Source organism: Rhodoplanes elegans, assembly GCF_016653355.1.
GTDB lineage: Bacteria > Pseudomonadota > Alphaproteobacteria > Rhizobiales > Xanthobacteraceae > Rhodoplanes > Rhodoplanes elegans.
The window spans coordinates 1-18,258 of the sequence record NZ_NHSK01000236.1 but is presented as its reverse complement, the minus strand read 5'-3'; the positions used below and the strand labels follow the sequence as shown (position 1 = coordinate 18,258).

The 18,258-nt window shown below is 71.3% G+C and carries 17 protein-coding genes; 5 read left to right on the top strand and 12 right to left on the bottom strand.

Annotated elements, in window-relative coordinates; genetic code table 11:
• On the bottom strand, positions 1–782 hold a 782-nt coding region (locus tag CCR97_RS32415; RefSeq protein WP_201160028.1), incomplete at its 3' end, for a peptidoglycan-binding protein.
• Entirely contained in the window at positions 775–2,673 is a 1,899-nt protein-coding gene (locus tag CCR97_RS26540; RefSeq protein WP_201160027.1) for a sensor histidine kinase, read from the bottom strand. The genes CCR97_RS32415 and CCR97_RS26540, both read right to left, overlap by 8 nt.
• A gap of 458 nt (positions 2,674–3,131) precedes the next feature.
• Here CCR97_RS26540 and CCR97_RS26535 point away from each other — a divergent pair, with 458 nt between their 5' ends.
• Together CCR97_RS26535 and CCR97_RS26530 are read left to right on the top strand one after the other, a co-directional pair.
• Positions 3,132–3,560, top strand: coding sequence for a DUF5330 domain-containing protein (locus CCR97_RS26535; protein ID WP_111357843.1), 429 nt, complete (start codon positions 3,132–3,134; stop codon positions 3,558–3,560).
• 391 nt (positions 3,561–3,951) lie between these two features.
• A complete protein-coding gene (locus CCR97_RS26530; RefSeq protein WP_111357844.1) occupies positions 3,952–4,380 on the top strand; it encodes a SufE family protein in 429 nt (142 codons plus the stop codon).
• A 216-nt stretch (positions 4,381–4,596) separates the two neighbouring features.
• Here CCR97_RS26530 and CCR97_RS26525 read toward each other — a convergent pair whose 3' ends face one another.
• On the bottom strand, positions 4,597–5,886 hold the full coding sequence (locus CCR97_RS26525) for an ABC transporter substrate-binding protein (RefSeq protein WP_111357842.1): 1,290 nt from the start codon (positions 5,884–5,886) through the stop codon (positions 4,597–4,599).
• A gap of 262 nt (positions 5,887–6,148) precedes the next feature.
• On the opposite strand from CCR97_RS26525, the gene ugpB reads away from it, so the two are divergent.
• On the top strand, positions 6,149–7,519 hold the full coding sequence (gene ugpB, locus CCR97_RS26520; RefSeq protein ID WP_245428922.1) for a sn-glycerol-3-phosphate ABC transporter substrate-binding protein UgpB: 1,371 nt from the start codon (positions 6,149–6,151) through the stop codon (positions 7,517–7,519).
• Positions 7,520–7,783: 264 nt separating this feature from the next.
• Here ugpB and CCR97_RS26515 read toward each other — a convergent pair whose 3' ends face one another.
• A complete protein-coding gene (locus CCR97_RS26515) occupies positions 7,784–8,602 on the bottom strand; it encodes an LssY C-terminal domain-containing protein (protein WP_111357840.1) in 819 nt (272 codons plus the stop codon).
• Between the two features lie 94 nt (positions 8,603–8,696).
• Entirely contained in the window at positions 8,697–9,350 is a 654-nt protein-coding gene (locus CCR97_RS26510; protein ID WP_170145883.1) for a 3'-5' exonuclease, read from the bottom strand.
• Between the two features lie 204 nt (positions 9,351–9,554).
• On the opposite strand from CCR97_RS26510, the gene CCR97_RS26505 reads away from it, so the two are divergent.
• The gene (locus CCR97_RS26505; protein ID WP_111357838.1) at positions 9,555–9,845 is read left to right on the top strand and encodes a hypothetical protein; all 291 of its coding nucleotides are present in this window, start codon (positions 9,555–9,557) and stop codon (positions 9,843–9,845) included.
• Positions 9,846–9,864: 19 nt separating this feature from the next.
• Here CCR97_RS26505 and CCR97_RS26500 read toward each other — a convergent pair whose 3' ends face one another.
• The 6 genes from CCR97_RS26500 to CCR97_RS26475 form a co-directional block, all read right to left on the bottom strand.
• Positions 9,865–11,040 (bottom strand): MFS transporter, encoded by a 1,176-nt coding sequence (locus CCR97_RS26500; RefSeq protein WP_146618773.1) that lies wholly within the window; start codon positions 11,038–11,040, stop codon positions 9,865–9,867.
• A 282-nt stretch (positions 11,041–11,322) separates the two neighbouring features.
• Positions 11,323–12,789: a caspase family protein gene (locus CCR97_RS26495; RefSeq protein WP_201160026.1), complete on the bottom strand. Its 1,467-nt coding sequence runs from the start codon at positions 12,787–12,789 to the stop codon at positions 11,323–11,325.
• A gap of 194 nt (positions 12,790–12,983) precedes the next feature.
• On the bottom strand, positions 12,984–13,862 hold the full coding sequence (locus tag CCR97_RS26490) for a manganese catalase (protein ID WP_111359538.1): 879 nt from the start codon (positions 13,860–13,862) through the stop codon (positions 12,984–12,986).
• Between the two features lie 299 nt (positions 13,863–14,161).
• Complete coding sequence (locus tag CCR97_RS26485) at positions 14,162–15,280, bottom strand: alpha/beta hydrolase (protein ID WP_111359537.1); 1,119 nt, start codon at positions 15,278–15,280, stop codon at positions 14,162–14,164.
• A gap of 155 nt (positions 15,281–15,435) precedes the next feature.
• Complete coding sequence (locus tag CCR97_RS26480; RefSeq protein ID WP_111359536.1) at positions 15,436–16,473, bottom strand: amino acid ABC transporter substrate-binding protein; 1,038 nt, start codon at positions 16,471–16,473, stop codon at positions 15,436–15,438.
• A gap of 3 nt (positions 16,474–16,476) precedes the next feature.
• A complete protein-coding gene (locus tag CCR97_RS26475; protein ID WP_244670683.1) occupies positions 16,477–17,082 on the bottom strand; it encodes a L,D-transpeptidase in 606 nt (201 codons plus the stop codon).
• 18 nt (positions 17,083–17,100) lie between these two features.
• On the opposite strand from CCR97_RS26475, the gene CCR97_RS26470 reads away from it, so the two are divergent.
• Positions 17,101–17,352 carry a hypothetical protein gene (locus tag CCR97_RS26470; protein ID WP_201160025.1) on the top strand — a complete coding sequence of 84 codons (252 nt, stop codon included), beginning with the start codon at positions 17,101–17,103 and terminating at the stop codon, positions 17,350–17,352.
• Positions 17,353–17,386: 34 nt separating this feature from the next.
• Here the strand turns inward: CCR97_RS26470 and CCR97_RS26465 are convergent.
• A partial coding sequence (locus CCR97_RS26465; protein WP_201160024.1) for a ketopantoate reductase family protein occupies positions 17,387–18,258 on the bottom strand: 872 nt, incomplete at its 5' end.

The following is an 18,258-nucleotide window of genomic DNA, read 5'->3' as shown; positions in this document are numbered from 1 at the left end:
GGCTGGGCGATCGGCTGCGGCGGCGCGGGCGGCGGCGGCGCCGCGAGCGTCGTCGCCGTCACGGGCGCCACCGGATGGGCGGCGAGCGGGGTCGCGACGGCGCCGCCCGTCGCCTTCGCCTGCACGACCGGGGCGGTCGGCGCCTTGGCCGGCGCGGAGCCCCCGGACAGGAGCCCGGCGATCGGATCGGGTCGCGGCGTCGGCGCTGCCGCCGGCTTCTGCTTGGCGGGCGAGCGGGTGATCGACTTGAGGATCGCGTCGGTCGGCTCGCCGGTCGGCGACAGCCCCTGCGCCTGCTCGAAGTCACGGATCGCCGCCTCGGTGCGGCTGCCGGCGATGCCGTCGATGGCCCCGTCGTAATAGCCGCGCCGCATCAGCTCGCGCTGGATGTCGCCGACGAGCTCGGGACGGGCGCGGACAGCCGGCTTCGCGGCCATGGCCGGGGTCGGGTCGGATTTAGCGGGCGGCTGCGCGTCGGCGGGGCGCGGCCGCGGCAGCACGGCGAGCGTGCCGGTGGAGTCGCGCGCCGGCGCCGAGGACCCCCCTTGCGTGGCGGTGCGCGGCCGTTCGGTCTTCAGGGCGAAGATCGGGGCCGGATGCGGCCCCGGTTGCATGTACAACGCATTGATCACGACGGTGGCGCAAGCCGCGATCCCGGCCGCGGCGGCCAGCGTGTCGCGCGGCCGGCCGAAGAGCCGCAGCGCGATCGCACCCGCGCGACCGGCCCGCGCCGCGCGCGCGCCGCCGTCTCGCCCATCCTCGTCGTCGACCGGATCACGCACGCTTCTTGACCGCAAACGCCGCCTCGTCACTCGTCTCGTCGGATGGGATGGGCTCGGGCGGAGGATCGCCCGGCAGGTTCAGTCGCCGCACCGTCGACGTCGCGGCGGCTCGCGCCGCCACCCGGCCGGTGCGGGCGGGATCGCAATCGAGCGGAATTCGGACGGTGACGCAAGTGCCCGCCCCGAGCCGGCTCGTCATGCCGATCTCGCCGCCGTGCAGGCCGACCAGGCCCTTGACGATCGACAGGCCGAGGCCGGTGCCGTGATGCGGCCGATCGTAGGAATCGCGTGACTGGAAGAACGGATCGCCGCAGCGCACGAGATCGGCCTCGCGGATGCCGATGCCGTTGTCCTCGACCGTGATGGCGAGGCGAGCCCCCTCGCGCCGCGCCGCCACCGTGACGCAGCCGCCGCGGTCCGTGAACTTCACCGCGTTGGACAGGAGATTGATCAGGATCTGCTTGATCGCCCGCTTGTCGGCGACGAGTTCGGGCAGCGTCGGATCGACCGCGGTCTCCAGCCGGATGTCCTGCTCGCGCGCCTTCAGCTCGAGAAGATCGCAGCAGGAGCGCACGACCGGCGCCAGCGCGAACGGCTCGGCACGAATCTCGAACTCGCCGGTCTCCAGCTTCGACATGTCGAGGATGTCGTTGACGACCGAGAGCAGATGGCTGCCCGACTCGTTGATCAGCCGGGCGTACTCGGCCCGCCGCTCGGGCGTGATCTTGAGCGACTTCTCGTTGATCAGCATGTCGGAGAAGCCGATCACGGCGTTGAGCGGCGTGCGCAGCTCGTGACTCATGGTGGCGAGGAAGCGGCTCTTGGCCGAGTTGGCGCGCTCGGCCTCGGCGCGGGACTCCTCGACGGCGCGCTCCTGCTCCTTGCGCCCCGTCACGTCGCGCATCACCGCGACCACCTCGCGCGCCGCACCGTCCGGGCCGGCGACGGCACGATCGAGCGGGCGGCAACGCATCTCGATCCAGATGAAACGCACCGGCTCGCCGACAACGTCGGGATCGCGCCGCACCCGGAACTCCACCGAGCCCGAGAGCCCGTGCGCGGCGGCGTCGGCAAGCGCGTTCAGATAGGCCGGCCGGTCGGCGATGTGGACGCGATCGAACAGTCCGTGGCCGCGCAGCTCGGCGGCGCGCGCGCCGAACAGCGGCTCGGCCGCCGGCGACACGAATAGCACGGCGCCGTTGTGGCCGTGGCGCGTGATCACGTCGGTCATGTTGCGGGCGAGGAGACGATAACGATCCTCCTCGGCGTAGAGGAGCCAGAAGCTCTTGCGGGCGAGCGACTCGGCGCCGAGCGCGAGGCCCGTCGCGTAGAGCGAGGCCGAGACGATGCCGAGCGCGGCGAGCGCGCCCGCGTCGTGGCCGAAGCCGATCTGTGCCGGCAGATGGCCGGACGCGGTGAGGCCGACCAGCAGGCCGGCGGCGCCGAGCGCCATGGTCGAGGCGAGCGCGACGACGCGGCGCGACGCCGACAGCGCCGCCTCGAGCGGCACCACGACGAGCCAGATCGCCGCGAAGGAGCCGATGCCGCCGGTCTTCGCCGCGACCACCGTGACGACGCCGGTGAGCGCCAGCGCCGAGAGCAGATGCGCGTTCTCGTAGCGCCCGGTGCGCGACAGATAATAGGAGACGAGGATCGGCGCGGCGAGCCAGCAGAACACCAGCACCTCGAGCGCGCTCGGCGCGCCGCGCCAGGCGAGCCACGCCGGGAACGCGACCAGCGCCGTCAGGCTGCCGATCAGCCGCGGTGCGATGAACGCCCGGTGGCGGGCCCGCGCGAGCGGGTCGGCCTGCACCGAGGGGTGCACCAGCGCGTCCACGTAATGTCCGAGTGATCCGATAACGCTCACGTCGCCCACTGCACGTCCCGACATGGACGCCCCTTCGCGTCGATGGGATCGTGTCAGACCCCCCTTAAACGAACACTAAGGTCGCCGCCCCGCAGGGAAGCGGTTTCGTCTCCACACGACAAAGCCCCGTCCCGACGCGATCCATTCTGCGCGGATGGTGAACGCGGTGTTGAATGGTGAACGCGACGTCAATTGGTGAACGGTCCGTCAAGAGACGCGGACGAACGGCGTTAGCGCCGATGAAATCGACGTTTTCTCCCTCGCCCCCGCCGAATCGCCCAACCCCTTGAAGCGGCGACGCACGGGATGCCCGAAAGGTCCTGATCGATGGTGAATGCGATCGTTCGAATTGTCCTAAAACTCGTCTCGAATGCGACCGTCGCGCCGAACCGCACGTCAAATCGCGACTGCTAGCGTCGTCTTCGGGGAACAATGAACAGGGACACGGGACGAGGGAGACGGGGCACACAGGGACAGGGACAATGGGTTTCTTGTTGCGCACGGCCTTCTGGCTCGGCGTCGTGGCGGTTCTGCTTCCGACCGTCACGCGCGGGCCCTCCGAAGGCGACGGCGCGGCGGCGGTGAGCGCGGCGGATGCCGCTGCCGCGGCCGCGTCGACGGTCGCGGATCTGCGCCAGTTCTGCACCCGTCAGCCCGACGTGTGTGCCATCGGCACCCAGGTCGCGGTGGCGGTCGGGCAGAAGGCCCAGGCCGGGGCGAAGATCATGATGGAGATGGTGAGCGAGACGCTCTCCTCGTCCGAACGCTCGCCGGTCACGACCGGCGCCACCGCCCTCAAGGGCGACCTCGCGCGGCCGCAGGCCTCGCAGAACACGCTGACCTCGGCCGACCTCGCACCGGATTGGCGCGGGCCGACCGGCCGCCGGGACGCCGGCCGCCCGCCGGGCTGAGCCGGACACCACGGAACGACCGAGCGGCGGCCCCCGGGCCGCCGTTCGCGTTTTCAGTGCCAACGGTCCTGACGGCCGACTCGCCCCGTCACCCTGAGGTGCTCGACCGCAGGTCGAGCCTCGAAGGGCGACGGCATCGATCTCGGGCTCGCCCGAGATCGACACGGTCGATGCAAGTCGGCGACGCCGACTTGATTGGCCGCATCCTTCGAGGCCCGGCTGCGCCGGGCGCCTCAGGATGACGGATCGAAGGTCGAGGTCTCGGAATCAGGCGCGCCTGCGCTCTTCGCCGGACGGCGAATTCCCTTCCGGCGCGTTCCCCCTTATGTATGCGGGGAACGGCCGCGCCGGCGGCTCGACCGAAGCCTGCCACGACGGCGAGACACGCGACATGACCCTGGACGAAATCCTCGACAACTTCTCGCTGCTCGACGACTGGGACGACCGCTACCGCTACATCATCGAGCTCGGCCGCACGCTCACGCCGCTGCCCGACGCCGACCATGTCGAGGCCAACAAGGTGCAGGGCTGCGCCAGCCAGGTGTGGCTGACGACGCAGGTGCGTCCCGACGGTGCCGACGGACCGGTGCTGAGCTTCGTCGGCGACAGCGACGCCCACATCGTGCGCGGCCTGATCGCGATCCTGTTCTCGCTCTACTCGGACAAGACCGCCGACGAGATCCTGGCGACCGACCCGGCCACCATCTTCGAGAAGCTCGGCCTCAAGGAGCATCTCACGCCGCAGCGCTCCAACGGCCTGAAGTCGATGGTCGCCCGCATCCGCCGCGACGCCGAGGCGGCGCTGGCGGCACGCGGCTAACGGGCGATCGCAGGGCTGGGGGGCGCGCGGTACTCCGAGCTCCCCCTCATGGTGAGGAGGCCGCGTAGCGGCCGTCTCGAACCATGCGGCCACGGACAGCCGTGATCCGATCCAGCACGGGCTCGACCTCGGTGCCCGCCCGCGCCCTTCGAGGCTCGGCCTGCGGCCGAGCACCTCAGGACGAGGGCGGAGAGAGGCGCGGGCCCGCGTGAACTCTCACGACCGTCCCTGCCAGGGCGGCATCGGCAGCACCGGGGCCGCGACGGCGAACTCGGCCGGCAGCACCACGGTGGGGGTGCGGCCGCGGTTCTGCACCACGGCGGCCTGGATGTTGTTGTTCTGGCCCTTCTCGTCGAAGCGGATCGGGCCGCCTGTCATCACGTGATCGGCGATGTCGGTCGTCTTCACGGCCTTCATCAGCGTCGGGCCGTCGCTCGTGCCGGCGCGCTTGAAGGCGTCGGCGGCGATCATGATCGCCTCGAACGTGAAGCCGGCGTTGAAGCAGTCGACCTCGAAGCGGTTCGACGGATGCGCGCTCTTGAACGCCGCGGCGAGCGCCTGCGTCACAGGCGACTTGGCGTTCGCCCACGGCAGGTTGGTGATGTGGAAGTCGGCCAGCGGCCCGAGCGCCTGATAGAACTCCTCGTCGTAGAGGCCGGGTGAGCCGGGCGAGATGATCGCCTTCGGCTCGAAGCGCTGGCGCACCATGTCGCGGATCAGCTTGATGGCGTCGGAGGAGCGCGTCGTCGACATCACGAGCTCGGGCCCGAGCGCGCGGATCTTCGTCACCTCGACGGCGAGATCCTGCGCCTTGGGATCGTAGGCGATCGATTCGAGGATCGGGAACGGCAGGCCGGCGGCCGGGAACAGGCGGTCCATGGCGGCGCGCTGCGCCGTGCCGAAGGTATCGTTGGCGTGGACGAACACGGCGTTCTTGAACTGGATGCCGGTCGCGTCGATCAGATCCTTGATCAGCTTGAGGCCGCTGGAGACGACCATCACGTTGGTGTGGAAGTTGCGCACCAGATACGTGTAGCCCTGCTCGGTGAGCTGCGGCACCGAGCCGATGTTGACGATCAGCGGCACCTTGCGCTGCTCGCAGATCTGGGCGATCGCCAGCGTCGCGCCCGACTCGAAGGCGCCGACCACGCAGTGCGCGCCCTCCGAGATCGCCCGCTCGGCCTGGGTGCGTGCGATGTCGACATTCGACTCCGAATCCACATTCACCAGCTCGACGGCAACGCCGAGATCGGCCAGCACCTTGGGGGCGACGACGGCGCCGCGGTGGCAGGCTTGGCCGGCGGCGGCGAACAGCCCGGAGCGCGGCAGCACCACGGCGACCTTGAGGGCCTTCGCCTGGGCGCGCACGACCGCCGGGGCGGCCAGCACGGCCCCGGCTGCGGCAACCCCGGCCAGCACGTGTCGCCGGCTCGGCCGGGCGGCGGCGGAAACGGTCTCGTGCTCGGAAACGGCTCCGGCGGACGGAAACTCGGGCTCGACTGACATGGCAATGGTCCTGGCAATGATCCTGCTGACGGGACGACCGGTGCGCGTCCGCCCGCAATAATCCGGGGCGGAGCGGGAAGGAAGGCCCCGATCGTAGCAATTTCGCGACCCGTCGGCATGCCGTCATCTTGGGCAGGCCCGCCTCCCACAGACCCGGCCGGCCGGGGGAGTTCCGGTATCGCCCCACTGTCCTGTAGGATCGCGGCGCCGCCTCGGGGGCGGCCACCGGCCGCGCGCGCGGCCGCGCGAGGGAGGACGTGCAGTGCGCCTGACGCCCATTCGGATGGTCATCGCCCGGACGTCGATCGGCAGACGCCTGATGGTCGGCCTGCTGCTCGCCGCCGCCCTGACAGCGGCGCGACCGGCCGCGGCGGCGGAGATCCAGCTCTGGCACGGCATGCCGGGCGAGCTCGCCTATCCGCTGGAGGACCTCGTCGCCGGCTTCAACGAGCAGCAGTCCGAGCACCGGATCGTCCCGGTGTTCAAGGGCCTCTACACCCAGACCATGATGGCGGCGATGTTCGCCACCCGGATCGGCGAGCAGCCGGCGATCGTGCAGATCGCCGAGGTCGGCACCGCCACGATGATGACCCGGCGTGACGCGATCGTCGCCGTCTACGAGCTGATGCGCCAGGAGAAGGCGCCGTTCGATCCGTCGGCCTACATTCCGGCCGTCGCCGCCTACTACACCGACGGCAGCGGCCAGATGCTCTCCTTCCCGTTCAACTCGTCGGTGCCGATCCTCTTCTACAACAAGGACAAGTTCCAGGCGGCCGGGCTCGATCCGGAGAAGCCGCCGACGACCTGGCCGGAGGTCGAGGTGGCGGGGAAAAAGCTGCGCGCCGCCGGGCAGGCCTGCGGCTTCACCACCGACTGGCCGTCCTGGATCAACGTCGAGAACTTCTCGGCCGTGCACGGCCTGCCGCTCGCCACCCGCGGCAACGGCTTCGAGGGGCTCGACGCGACGCTCGCGATCGACAACCCCACGATGCTGCGCCACCTCGAGGCGCTGGTCGCCTGGCAGAAGGCGGGGATCTACGTCTATGGCGGGCGTGCCACGCGGGCCGAGGAGAAGTTCCTCGGGCGCGAGTGCGCGATCTTCCTCGGCTCGTCGGCGTCGCGCGCCGAGATGCTCAACAACGCGACCTTCAAGGTCGGCTTCGGCCCCCTGCCCTATTGGCCGGACGTGCGTGGCGCGCCGCATCCGCCGCTCCTCGGCGGCGGCAGCCTGTGGGTGCTGCGCGGCAAGACCGACGCCGAGTATGCGGGCGTGGCGAAGTTCTTCGCCTATCTGTCGCAACCCGCCGTGCAGGCGCGCTGGCACCAGACGACCGGTTACCTGCCGATCACCCGTGCCGCGTACGAGGCGAGCCGCAAGAGCGGCTTCTACGAGAAGAACCCGGGCGCCGACATCCCCATCAAGCAGCTCGGCCTCGCCCCGCCGGCCGCCGGCCGCAAGGGCCTGCGGCTCGGCTCCTACGTGGTGATCCGCGACATCATCGAGGAGGAGGTCGAGCAGGCGCTCGCCGGCACCAAGACGCCGACCGCCGCCCTCAAGGCCGCCACGGCCCGCGGCAACGCCGTGCTGCGCGACTTCGCCGCCCAGAACACGACGGCCTCCGGGACGAAGTGAGGACAAGGACGGGGCGGGGTTAGGACACCGCAAGGCGGGAGCTGCTGCGTTGCCCCGAAGAAGGTCTCGTGTCCCGGGCGCGGCGCGACGCGCCGCGAACCGGGACCCAGGGGCCACCCGACGAAGCGCCTGCCCCGGCGCCCCTGGGCCCCGGCTCTGCGGCGCGTCAGGCCTTGGCCTGCCGCGCCTTGTCCGGGGCACGCGGCCTCGTACCCGGGGGGAGCCGCATCATGTCCCGGAGGCGCCCTGCCCGGCGCGCGGCGCTCACTCCAGCCGCGCCACCGTGATCTCGCCGTCGGCCTTGTAGTGGTTGACGCGCCGGGCCGGCACCGTCTCGCCGGCGCGCACGAAGGTCGGGTCGGCGATCATCCGCCGCTCGGCGAGCTCGGCGACGATCAGGTCGCGCTCCGCGTTGGTGTCGTCGTCGGTCGCGTGGGTGACCTGGAAGGTCAGCCGGGTGAAGGACAGGCCGGTGTCGCGGGTCGCGGCGCCGACCCACAGCACCGTCTCGCCCTCCGGCGGCGGCGGCGTGCCGAGCCAGAACTCCGGCGTCGTCGGCGACAGCTCGGCGCGGTCCATCCCGAGCGCCCAGAAGCGGACGTGATGGCGCTGCCTTGGGCTGTCGCCGATCGGCTTCTGGAAGCCGATGTCCTGGCCACGCCCGAACAGATGCAGCGTGCTGAACGGCGCCGTCGGATAGGGCCGGTTGAGCACGAAGGCCCGCACCATCCGCCACGATGAGGCGAGCGACAGCGGATCGGCCTCGGCCCAGCCGGCGGCCGCGAACGCGGCACGCAGCTGCGCCTTCGTGCCGACCAGGACGAGGTTGACCGGATCGCCGGGAAGCCCGTCGACCGTCATGGTGAAGCTCGGGATGCTGGTGCGGCGGAGGATGCGCAAGCCGCCGCGCACCGCGCGCGGCAGGATCACGTAGGCGGCGAGCCCGTAGGTGACGGCGACGGCGACGATCCAGGGCAGCCGCTGGTCGGCCGTGTCGAACACCACGAAGACGATCAGCCACACGGTGACGACGCCGATCAGCGCGACCAGCAGGCGCTGCACCAGACGAACCAGCAGTCTCATCTGCGCCCTCCCCGCCGACCAGACCGTCGCACGCGACGCCCGGCCGCCGAACGTCCCATCGCGGCGCTCAGCCCCCGAAGGTCCAGTCGCGGCGTCAGCCGCCAAATGTCCACGTGCGCGGGGCCGCCGTGCCGCCGCTCTTCAGCATCGTGTCGAGCAGCAGGAGCGCGTCGGCCGTCATGTCGGCGTCGAGCAGCGCGCCGTGGCGGTCGTCGCGGGCGCTGGCGTCGAGGGCGAGGCGGTCGCACACCGCGGTGAGCGACGTCGACGCGCCCGGAAACAGCTGGGCATAGAGCCGCTGGGTGCAGACGTAGCGCGACTGCGGGTAGGCGCTCTCGCCCCAGGCGATCGCCTTGGCGCGGGCGAACTCGTAGTCGAGGAAGCTGCGCTCGTTCTCGGCCGCGTGGGCGACGATCGGCGCCGTGCCGATGATGTCGCGCACCTTGTCGAGGATGGTCGGGAAGCGCGGCGCCGTCTTCAGGTCGCTCGGCTTGATGCCGTGCACCTTGATGGCGGCGGGCTCGATCGGTGCGTCGGGATTGACCAGCGTGCGGAAGCTCTCGCCCTTGCGCCAGCCGTCGCCCTCGCGGACGAGCTCGACGAAGCCGAGCTCGATGACGAGACCGGGCGCCCGCCAGCCGGACGGCTGCTTGCGGATGAAGCCGACGTCCGGGGTGCGCTTCCCGGTGGTCTCCGCATCGAAAGCGACCAGCCGGTCGAAGCCGTCCAAGAATCCGGGCGCGTGCATGGGCTGTCTCCTCAAGGCCGCCGCTCGATCACGGCCCATTATGGCGCAGGGTCACGGTGGCATGCCACCGGTTCGAAAAGCCCCGTGCGCCTCCCGGAAAAACCGGATGGCGACGCCGGCCACGACGCCTAGCATCGTGATCGTCCTCGGGTCGCCCCGGCGTGCCCTGGTCGATCCCGGAGGTTGGAAGACTGGAGGTTCGGCATGGACGCGGATCGTGGGCCCGGACTCGTCAGCGGCCTGATCGTGTTCGTCGGCAGCATCGGAGCGCTGTTCCTGATCGCGCGCTTCACCCATTTCGTCTTCATGGTGATCAAGGATCCCGACCGGTTCTCGGCCGCGACGATCGCGCAAGGCGCCCTGATCGCCGCCGGCGTCCTGCTGGTCGGCGGAATCGTCGCGGCGGCCCGGCTGCTGCTCGGCCGGCACGACGGGGATCGGCACGGTCGGCCCCATCACGGCCCGGTCGGGCACTTCTCCGGCCGCGCCGCTTGAGCGCGGCGCATCGGCCCCGTCAATCGATGCGGCCGGCCAGCGCGGCGCCGGTCGGCGTGTCCGGTGTCGCGGCCGCATAGCGTCGGTGCAGCAGAAGCGCCTGGGCGACCAGCGCCGGCAGCGCGGCGAGCAGCAGTAGGCGGGCCGAGACGCCGCCCGCGAGCGCCGCCGCGGTGACGAGGCAGGCCGCGATGCCGCCGACGTCCCAGCCGGCTTCCGCCCGGTAGTGGAAGCGCACCGCGCAGGGCGAGGTCTTGGCGGCGTTGTAGACGGCGGTCATCAGGGTCGGAGTGTAGAGGCCGAACAGCGCCGTCGAGGCGAGCGCGGCGACGACGACGCCGGTCGGCGTGCCGGCGAGGCCGACGCGCAGCAGCACCACGGCCGTCATGGCGGCGAGGTTGAGCCACACGGCCCGCGCCGCATGGCCGGCGTCGATCAGCCGGCCGAGCACCAGGCCGCCGACCGCCCCGGCGAGCGCCGCAGCGCCCAAAAGGCCGCCGAAGGCGTCGAAGCGGCGGTCGAAGGCCTCGAACATGATCAGGCCCCAGGTGACGACGAAGCCGCACATCAGGAAGCCGTCGGTGGCGAACAGCCGAACGCCGTCGCGGAACGGCGCCGGGCCGTGATCCTCGCCGATCACGACGTCGGGCACGCTCACGCCGCCGAACGGCACGATGGCGATCAGCGCGACGACGGTCGCGGCCGCGAAGGCGGCCCAGCCGTGCCAGGTGAGCAGCAGGCCGCCGACGACGGGCGCCACCGTGTCGGCCAGGACCATCACGACGGTGCGCACCCCGACCTGGGCGCCGCGCTCGCCGACGTCACCGGCGGCCGCGAACACGGCGTGGTAGCAGGTCCAGTAGACGACGTCGGCGACCGCCACGGCGAGCACATAGGCCGCGATGGTCCACGGCCGGCCGGCATCGACCAGCGCCAGCACCGGGAACTGACAGGCGAACAGGACGCAGCCGACCAGCATGGCGTTGCGCAGGCCCGCGCCGCGGATCAGCGCGAAGGCGGCCGGTCGGGTGACGAGCCGCAGCCCCAGCATGGCGCCGAGCGCCAGGAACGCCCCGGCCGGCGACAGCCCCGCGCGCAGCAGCACGGCGAAGAAGAAGATGCCGGCGAGCCCCCAGGCGAACTGGCGCAGCCCGGCATGCACGGCGAGCCGGTTGATGTCGGGATTGCGGAACAACGGGAGTCTCCGGGGGCGCTGCGACGCCGCTGCGATAGCACACCGGCGGCCGCTCCGGGCGACGAAGCCGGCGGAATCCGCCCAAGTCGTTACGGCTTCACTGCTCCGCGCGAACCGTCCGGGGCCTCGTGTCCCGGGCGCGGCGCACCGCGCCGCGAACCGGGACCCAGGGGTCACGAGGAAGGCGGATGCCGTGGCGCCCCTGGGCCCCGGCTCTGCGGCGCATCCGGCCTTCGGCCCGATGCGCCTTGTCCGGGGCACACGGCCGGAGGCGCAATAGAATCACTCCGGCGTGAGGACTTCCTCGCCGCGGCCGGCTTCCCACAGGCCGGTGAGGCGGCCGTCGCTGCCGAGCGCGTAGACGACCGGGGTCGCGGCGCCCCAGTCGACGGTGAGGATGTTGCCGTCGAGCCGGCCGGTGCCCTGATAGCTCGACCCGACCTTCCAGTTCAGCCGGTAGAGGTCGCCGTCGCGCCGGAGCGTGAGCGTGCCCGAGTAGCGGCTGCCGTCGGCGTTGCGGCCGGCGACCCGGTAGCGGCCCTCCTGCGGGGTGGCGCGGGCGGGGGCCGCGAGCGCGAAGGGAACGAGCCGCTCGGTCGCGGTGCCGTCGGCCCATTCGCCGTCGAGGACGGCGCCTGCGCCCGCCCCGAAGCTGTAGACGACCGGGTGCGTCTGGCCCCAGTTCACCACCAGCATACGACCGGCGAACTCGCCGGTCCCGCGGAAGATTTGCCGGCCGATCCACCAGGTGAAGCGCATCCCGTCGGCGGTCGGCTGCAGCGCCACCATGCCCTTGTAGCGGCTGCCGTCGGGGTTGCGCCCATCCGCCCGGTAGATGCCGGCGAGCTGCGGCGCGATGGTCGCCTGGGTCGGGCGCGGCTCGCGCGGGCTGGCGACCGTCGGCCCGGCGCCCGCGCCGCCGCCGGTCGGCGGCAGTGTCGGACGCGGCGACGGCGGCGGGGTGCCGCCGCCGGGAGCCAGTGCCGCCTCGCGAAAAACGAAGTCGCCGAAGAAGGACGACGACAGCCACGGCGTCTGCTTGCCCGCCGTCTCCTGATAGACGCCCTTGAGGGTGCGCTTGAACGTGTCCTCGAGATTGAGGCCGGGGGTCAGCAGGGCGCGGGCGAGATGCTTGGTGTAGGGGCTGTTGCGGCCCTCGCCGTCGAGCGCCACGGCGCCGGGCGAGGTCGAGAAGGAGACGAACAGGCGGGCACCGCTGTCGATGCGCGACAGGCCCTTGGTGCCGGTGCCGGGCAGCGGGTTGTCGCGGCAGGCGTCGAGCACCACGATGTTGAGCGCATTCCCGGCCGCCGTCATGGCGTCGACCACGTCGGAGGCGGCGACCGAGGCGGCGCGCAGCTCCTCCGGGGTCGGCGCCTTGTTCATCACCGGCACGATATAGTTCTCGCCGCCGACCTGGATGCCGTGCCCGGCGAAAAAGAACAGCCCGACACCGCCGCGCGCCTTCAGCGTGTCTGTGAACCGCTTGACCGCCGCCTGCAGGGCGGGCTGGTCGGCATTGGTGGCGAGCGTCACGTCGAAGCCGGACTGGCGCAGCGCCGCGGCCATGTCGGTCGCGTCGTTGACCGGGTTGGCGAGCGGGGCGAAGCCGTAGGCCGAGTTGCCGACGATCAGCGCGGTGCGGGCCTCGGCGGCCGCGCGGGCCGGAGCGACGGACACCACCGCCGTGGCGACGACGAGCAGAATGGCGACGAAGGATTGAATCGCGGCCCAAACGGGTCGTGGCATGCGGCATTCCATGCGGTGCCCTGCCGCGGGACGCGGCATCACGGGCCGACACGGAACCATAACGGCCGCTCTTGGCCTCGACAATATCGAGAATAATGCCGCGCGGCAGCGCCTCAGCCGGCGTCCGTGGCCTCTAATCGGCGGTGGGGGGCCGGCCCGAGAGCCGGCCCCCCGCCGGGCGTCCGAGTCGGAGGCTACTCGGCCGCCTTGGACGGGACCGGCGTCGCCGGGGTGCCGTAGGTGCGGGGATCGACCTGGCCGAGACGGCCGTCGTCCTCGGTGAGCGGCTTGATCTTGGTGAACGAGAACTGGCCCTTGCCGTCCACCGAGGCGCCCTTGGCCCAGCGGCCCTTGCTGCTCTCGCCGCTGTCCGAGGCGTTGATGAACTGGTAGGCGACGTCGCTCTTCTCCAGCTCCTGCGGGAACTTCGCCGGCACCGGCGTCTCGTCGAAGCCCTCGGCCTCCAGCTCGGCGATGGCGGCGAGCCACTGGTTCTGGTGCATGGTGTCGCGCGCGATCAGGAACGAGAGCATGTCGCGCACGCCCTTGTCCTCCGTCATGTTGTAGAGCCGGCAGACCTGCAGCCGGCCCTGGCTCTCGGCCGTCACGTTGAAGCGGAAGTCGGCGAGCAGATTGCCGCTCGCGATCGTGTAGGCGGAGGTCCACGGATTGCCGATCGAGTCGGTCGGCCGCGAGCCGGATCCCGACACGATGACGTGCTGCGGGTTCATGCCGGCGACGATCGCGTCCTCGACACGCGCACCCCCCATCACGGCGCCGACCAACGAGTTCTTCGCCATGTCCTCCTGCGCCTCGACCGGCGAGGTCTCGAGCAGCCGCGCGATCATGGTGGCGAGCATCTCGACATGGCCGATCTCCTCGGTGGCGATATCGATGATCATGTCGCGGTACTTGGCGGGGCCGCGGCAGTTCCAGCCCTGGAACAGATAGGTCATCATCACGCTGATCTCGCCCCACTGCCCGCCGAGCGGCTCCTGCAGCATCTTCGCGAAGATCGGGTCCGGCGCGTCCGGCCGGGCGTTGTATTGCAGCTTGCGCTGGTGCAGGAACAAAGCCGTTCTCCTCGTCTGTGCGCGGCGACGCGATCGTTGTCGGGATGACGGCGGGCATGGCCTCGCCGACAGATCAATCCGAGCGCGCGAGAGGCGTTCCGCGACTGACGTCGCGCGTCAGGCTCCGGCGCGGCACCGACGTGACGAGGGGAGGGTCGGCCGGCGGACACGGCGCGGCCGGAGCGGCACGATGCGACCGTCGCAGGCGCCGTGGCACCGGCGTGATCGCACTGCGATACCGATCGCGACGCGCCGGTCCGGCGTCACGTCGTGATCAGATCCGATTGGATTCGATGTGATCAGTACGGCTGTAGCGACGCCGAGGCCGGCCGCGGCGGCTCGGCATACCCGGCGCCGCCGTAGCCGGCGGCCGGCGCCGGCCCGCCGGACACGGGCACGCTGCCGGTCGGCGTGCTGCCCCAGGTCCCCTCCTCGATGGCGCGCCGGATGACGCCGCGGATCTGCTCGTTGGAGAGGAACAGGTCGTGATTGATGACGCCGAAGCCGCTCGTCGAGGCGTCGATGACGCGGATGCCGACGCCCTCGAGCTGCGCCTTCTCGGCGGCGCCGACGCGCGTCACGCCGCCGGCGATGATCCGCGACACCGCGAGGGCGCGGTCGTTGGTCGCCGTCACGACCGTGATCTTGTCGGCGATCCGGCCGAGCCGGCCGACCGAGGAGACGAACACGTCCATGTCGATGTCGGGCGAGGCGAACACGATGGCGCCGATGCGGTTGACGAGATCGTCGCCGCGCCGGGCATGGACCTGACGCAGCGCCTCCAGCGTCAGCATGGTGCCGATCGAGTGCGCCACGATGTTGATGCGCCCGACGGTCGGGCTGACGACGAGCTGATCGAGCACGCGGTCGAGCGAGTCGCGCGACCACATCACGCTCTCGCGGTCGTAGCCGTAGTCGAGGAGCTTGGCCCGCGACGGCCACGAGAACAGCATGCTGGCGCCGCGGAACGACACGCCGTCGGAGAGCTTCACGGCGTCGAGCGCCGCGGTCTCGAAGGTGGTGTTGTAGCCGTGGACGTAGAGGAGAAGGTCGCGCCCGGTCGGCACGCCGCGGAACAGCTCGTCGACCTGAGCGACCCGGTCGATTCCGACGAGCTTCCAGTCCGACAGGCCGACGGCGGCGAGCGAGAAGCGGCTGCCGTCGGGCGGCTGCAGGCGCGCCTTGGCGATGGTGAGCGGCCCGCGCTCCGCGCCGAACCAGGGCGACGCCTGGGCGCCGTTGGCGGCGCGACGATTGGTGGCGACCAACAGGCTCGGCTGCGTCGCCAAGGACGACGCATCGTAGACCGGCGCATCCGCTCCGACGCTGGCACAGCCGCCGAGCGCCAGCGCGGCACCGGCCGCGCCCGACGCGAGCAGAAAAGCCCGGCGCGAGGGCGCCGTTCTGTTCGTCTCCATGGTCATCGTGTCCCGCGTGCCGCCGCGGCGCTCGCGGGCGCCCGGCCGTTCCCCGTCCCCTTCCCTGATCCCCGATCGCGGCGAGAGCAGGGCGAGCCCGTAATCGGGCTCGCTGAACGCGGGCGTGTCGACGGCCGAAAACGCTTACCGCCCGGTTACTGCAGCGGCGGGGCGTACTGAATCCCGCCCGAGCTCCACAGATGATTGAGACCGCGCGGGATGCCGAGCGGCGTCTTGACGCCGACATTGCGCTCGAACACGTCGCCATAGGTGCCGACATGCCGCACGATGCGCACCACCCAGTCCTTGCCGAGGCCGAGCGCGCCGCCGAGATCGCCGTCGTTGCCGACCAGCCGGCGGATCTCGGGCTTCTCCGAGGTCTTGGCGCGGTCGAGCGTCTGCGCGGTGACGCCTGCTTCTTCCGCGTTCAGCATGGCGAAGTGGATCCACTTCACGACGCGCGCCCACTGGTCGTCGCCCTGGCGCACCGCCGGGCCGAGCGGCTCCTTGGAGATCACGTCGGGCAGGATGGCGTGATCGGTCGGCGTCTTCAGGCCGGCCCGCTCGGCGTGGAGCTGCGAGACGTCGCTGGTGATCACCTCGCAGCGGCCCTCGTCATAGGCCTTGACGACGCCGCGGGCGTCGGCGATCGGCACCAGCGTCGCCTTGACGTCGTTGGCGGCAAAGAAATCCGCGGCGTTGCGCAGGTTGGTGGTGCCCTCGCGCACGCAGACCTTCACGTCCTTGAAGTCGAGCGGCGACTGCGCGCCGACCTTGTTGCGCAGCATGAAGCCCTGGCCGTCGTAATAGGTCGTCGCCGGGAACACGAGGCCGAGCTGCGCCTCGCGGGCGAGCGTCCAGGTCGAGTTGCGCGACAGCACGTCGATCTCGCCCGCCTTGAGGGCGGCGAAGCGCTTGTCGGCATCGAGCGGCACGAAGCGCACCTTCTCCGGATCGTCGAAGATCGCCGCGGCGAGCGCCCGGCAGAAATCGACGTCGAAGCCGGTCCAGCGGCCCTTGTCGTCCTTGTCCGAGAAGCCGGGCAGCCCCTCGCTGACGCCGCAGACGAGGCTGCCGCGGTCCTTGACCGCCTTCAGGGTCTGGGCCTGTGCGTCACCGGCGGAGAAGCAGCCGGCCGCGAGGGCGAGCGCGATCGTCGCCGCCGCGGCGGCGCGTTGAGTCGAGAGGGTCATGGATCAGAGCTCCGGGGCCTGTCGGACGACCACCCGGGTACCGACCGGGATGCGCTCGTAGAGGTCCTCGATGTCGGAATTGACGAGGCGGAAGCAGCCGGACGACACGGCGTGGCCGATCGTCTGCGGCTGGTTGGTGCCGTGGATGCGGTAGACGGTGCCGCCGATATAGAGGGCGCGGGCGCCCATCGGGTTGCCGGGGCCGCCGGCCATGAAGCGCGGCAGATAGGGCTGGCGCTCGATCATCTCGGGCGGCGGCGTCCAGTCCGGCCACTCGGCCTTGCGGACGATGGTTTTGAGGCCCTGCCACTGGAATCCGTCGCGGCCGACGCCGATGCCGTAGCGCAGCGCCCGGTTGTTGCCCTGGACGACGTAGAGGAAGCGCTCCGAGGTGTGGACGATGATGGTGCCGGGCGCCTCGGTGGTGCGGAAGAAGACGAGCTGGCGCTGCAGCGACACCGGGAGGCGCTCGTCCTCCGGCACGAAGCCGGGCTGGTCGTCGATCTTCATGGTCTCGACCGAGCCGAAGCGGCCGGTCTGGGCGGTCGCCGGACCGCCGACCGCCACGAGGGCGAGCAGCGCGGCGAAAATTGCGGTGCGGGCGCGCAAGGTGTCCACCTCCCCGGAATGAACCAAAGTACGAACCGGAGTTTTCGCACCACAGGATTGAAGCAGAAATCAGACGGCGGCATCGCGCTACCGCACGTTGCGGCGGCGATTTCGACGTCTGCCGGCAGGGCGGCCGCGGCCGGATATTCGAGGAGGTTTGCAGAATCGGTCATTCCGGGGCGCGCCGAAGGCGCGAACCCGGAATCCAGCGACGAACGCGGAATTCCGGGTTGGATTCCGGGTTCGGCGCTGCGCGCCGCCCCGGAATGACCAAGTCGTTCAAAGCGCTCCTCTGGGGAAACGCTCAGCCCGGGCGTCCGTCCGCATGGAGAATCAGCACGTCCCGGACCGCCTGGTTGAGCGGGGTCGGCACCCCGACCGCGGCGCCGAGATCGACCACGCCGCCGGACAGCCAGGGCAGCTCGAGGCGCCGGCCGGCGGCCAGGTCGTTGAACATCGAGGCGACCATCCCGGCCGGCAGGGTGTCGATGAAGGCGAGCCGGTCGGCCGGGAAATCCTCCGGCACGGCGACGCCGCGGGCGCGGGCGACCGCCACCACCTCCTGCATCACCCCGAGCAGCATGGCCCGCGTGTGGGGGTTCTCGCGCACCGGCCCGATCGGGCAGCGGGTCGCGCAGGTGAGCGCCGAGAGGCCGACCAGGAACACGAATTTCTGCCAGATCTCCCGGGTGATGTCGGTCGAGACCTCGGCCTTGATGCCGCCGGCGAGGCACGCCGCGAGGAACCGTTCGGCGCGCTCCGAGCGGCTGCCGTCGAGCTCGCCGAAGACGAGGCGTTGCATGGTGCCGGTCTGGGCGATCACGCCGGGCCGCGCGATGGTGGTTGAGATCTGGGCGATCGCGCCCATCAGGGCGGCGTCGCCGACGATCGGCCGCAGCATGTCGTCCTTCTGGACGCCGTTCTGCAGCGACACCACGGCGGTCCCGGGCCCGACGATCGGGGCGATGGCGCGCCCCGCCGCCTCGGTGTCCCACAGCTTGACCGTGAACAGAACGAGATCGACAGGGCCGATCGAGGCCGGGTCGTCGGTCGCCTGCACGGACGGCAGCGTGAACGGATCCTCGGGGCTTTCGATCGTCAGCCCGGAGGTCCGCAGCGCATCGAGATGCGCCCCGCGGGCGACGAACACCACGTCCGCCCCGCCGCGGGCGAGCC

What these genes read in the sequence shown, in the direction of transcription:
- CCR97_RS26485 (WP_111359537.1), bottom strand. Translation starts at nt 15,280, where the DNA reads ATGGAGACGAACAGAACGGCGCCCTCGCGCCGGGCTTTTCTGCTCGCG.
- CCR97_RS26515 (WP_111357840.1), bottom strand. Translation starts at nt 8,602, where the DNA reads ATGAGACTGCTGGTTCGTCTGGTGCAGCGCCTGCTGGTCGCGCTGATC.
- CCR97_RS26470 (WP_201160025.1), top strand. Translation starts at nt 17,101, where the DNA reads ATGAACCAAAGTACGAACCGGAGTTTTCGCACCACAGGATTGAAGCAG.
- CCR97_RS26530 (WP_111357844.1), top strand. Translation starts at nt 3,952, where the DNA reads ATGACCCTGGACGAAATCCTCGACAACTTCTCGCTGCTCGACGACTGG.
- CCR97_RS26540 (WP_201160027.1), bottom strand. Translation starts at nt 2,673, where the DNA reads ATGTCGGGACGTGCAGTGGGCGACGTGAGCGTTATCGGATCACTCGGA.
- CCR97_RS26495 (WP_201160026.1), bottom strand. Translation starts at nt 12,789, where the DNA reads ATGCCACGACCCGTTTGGGCCGCGATTCAATCCTTCGTCGCCATTCTG.
- CCR97_RS26480 (WP_111359536.1), bottom strand. Translation starts at nt 16,473, where the DNA reads ATGACCCTCTCGACTCAACGCGCCGCCGCGGCGGCGACGATCGCGCTC.
- CCR97_RS26535 (WP_111357843.1), top strand. Translation starts at nt 3,132, where the DNA reads ATGGGTTTCTTGTTGCGCACGGCCTTCTGGCTCGGCGTCGTGGCGGTT.
- CCR97_RS26525 (WP_111357842.1), bottom strand. Translation starts at nt 5,886, where the DNA reads ATGTCAGTCGAGCCCGAGTTTCCGTCCGCCGGAGCCGTTTCCGAGCAC.
- CCR97_RS26505 (WP_111357838.1), top strand. Translation starts at nt 9,555, where the DNA reads ATGGACGCGGATCGTGGGCCCGGACTCGTCAGCGGCCTGATCGTGTTC.
- CCR97_RS26510 (WP_170145883.1), bottom strand. Translation starts at nt 9,350, where the DNA reads ATGCACGCGCCCGGATTCTTGGACGGCTTCGACCGGCTGGTCGCTTTC.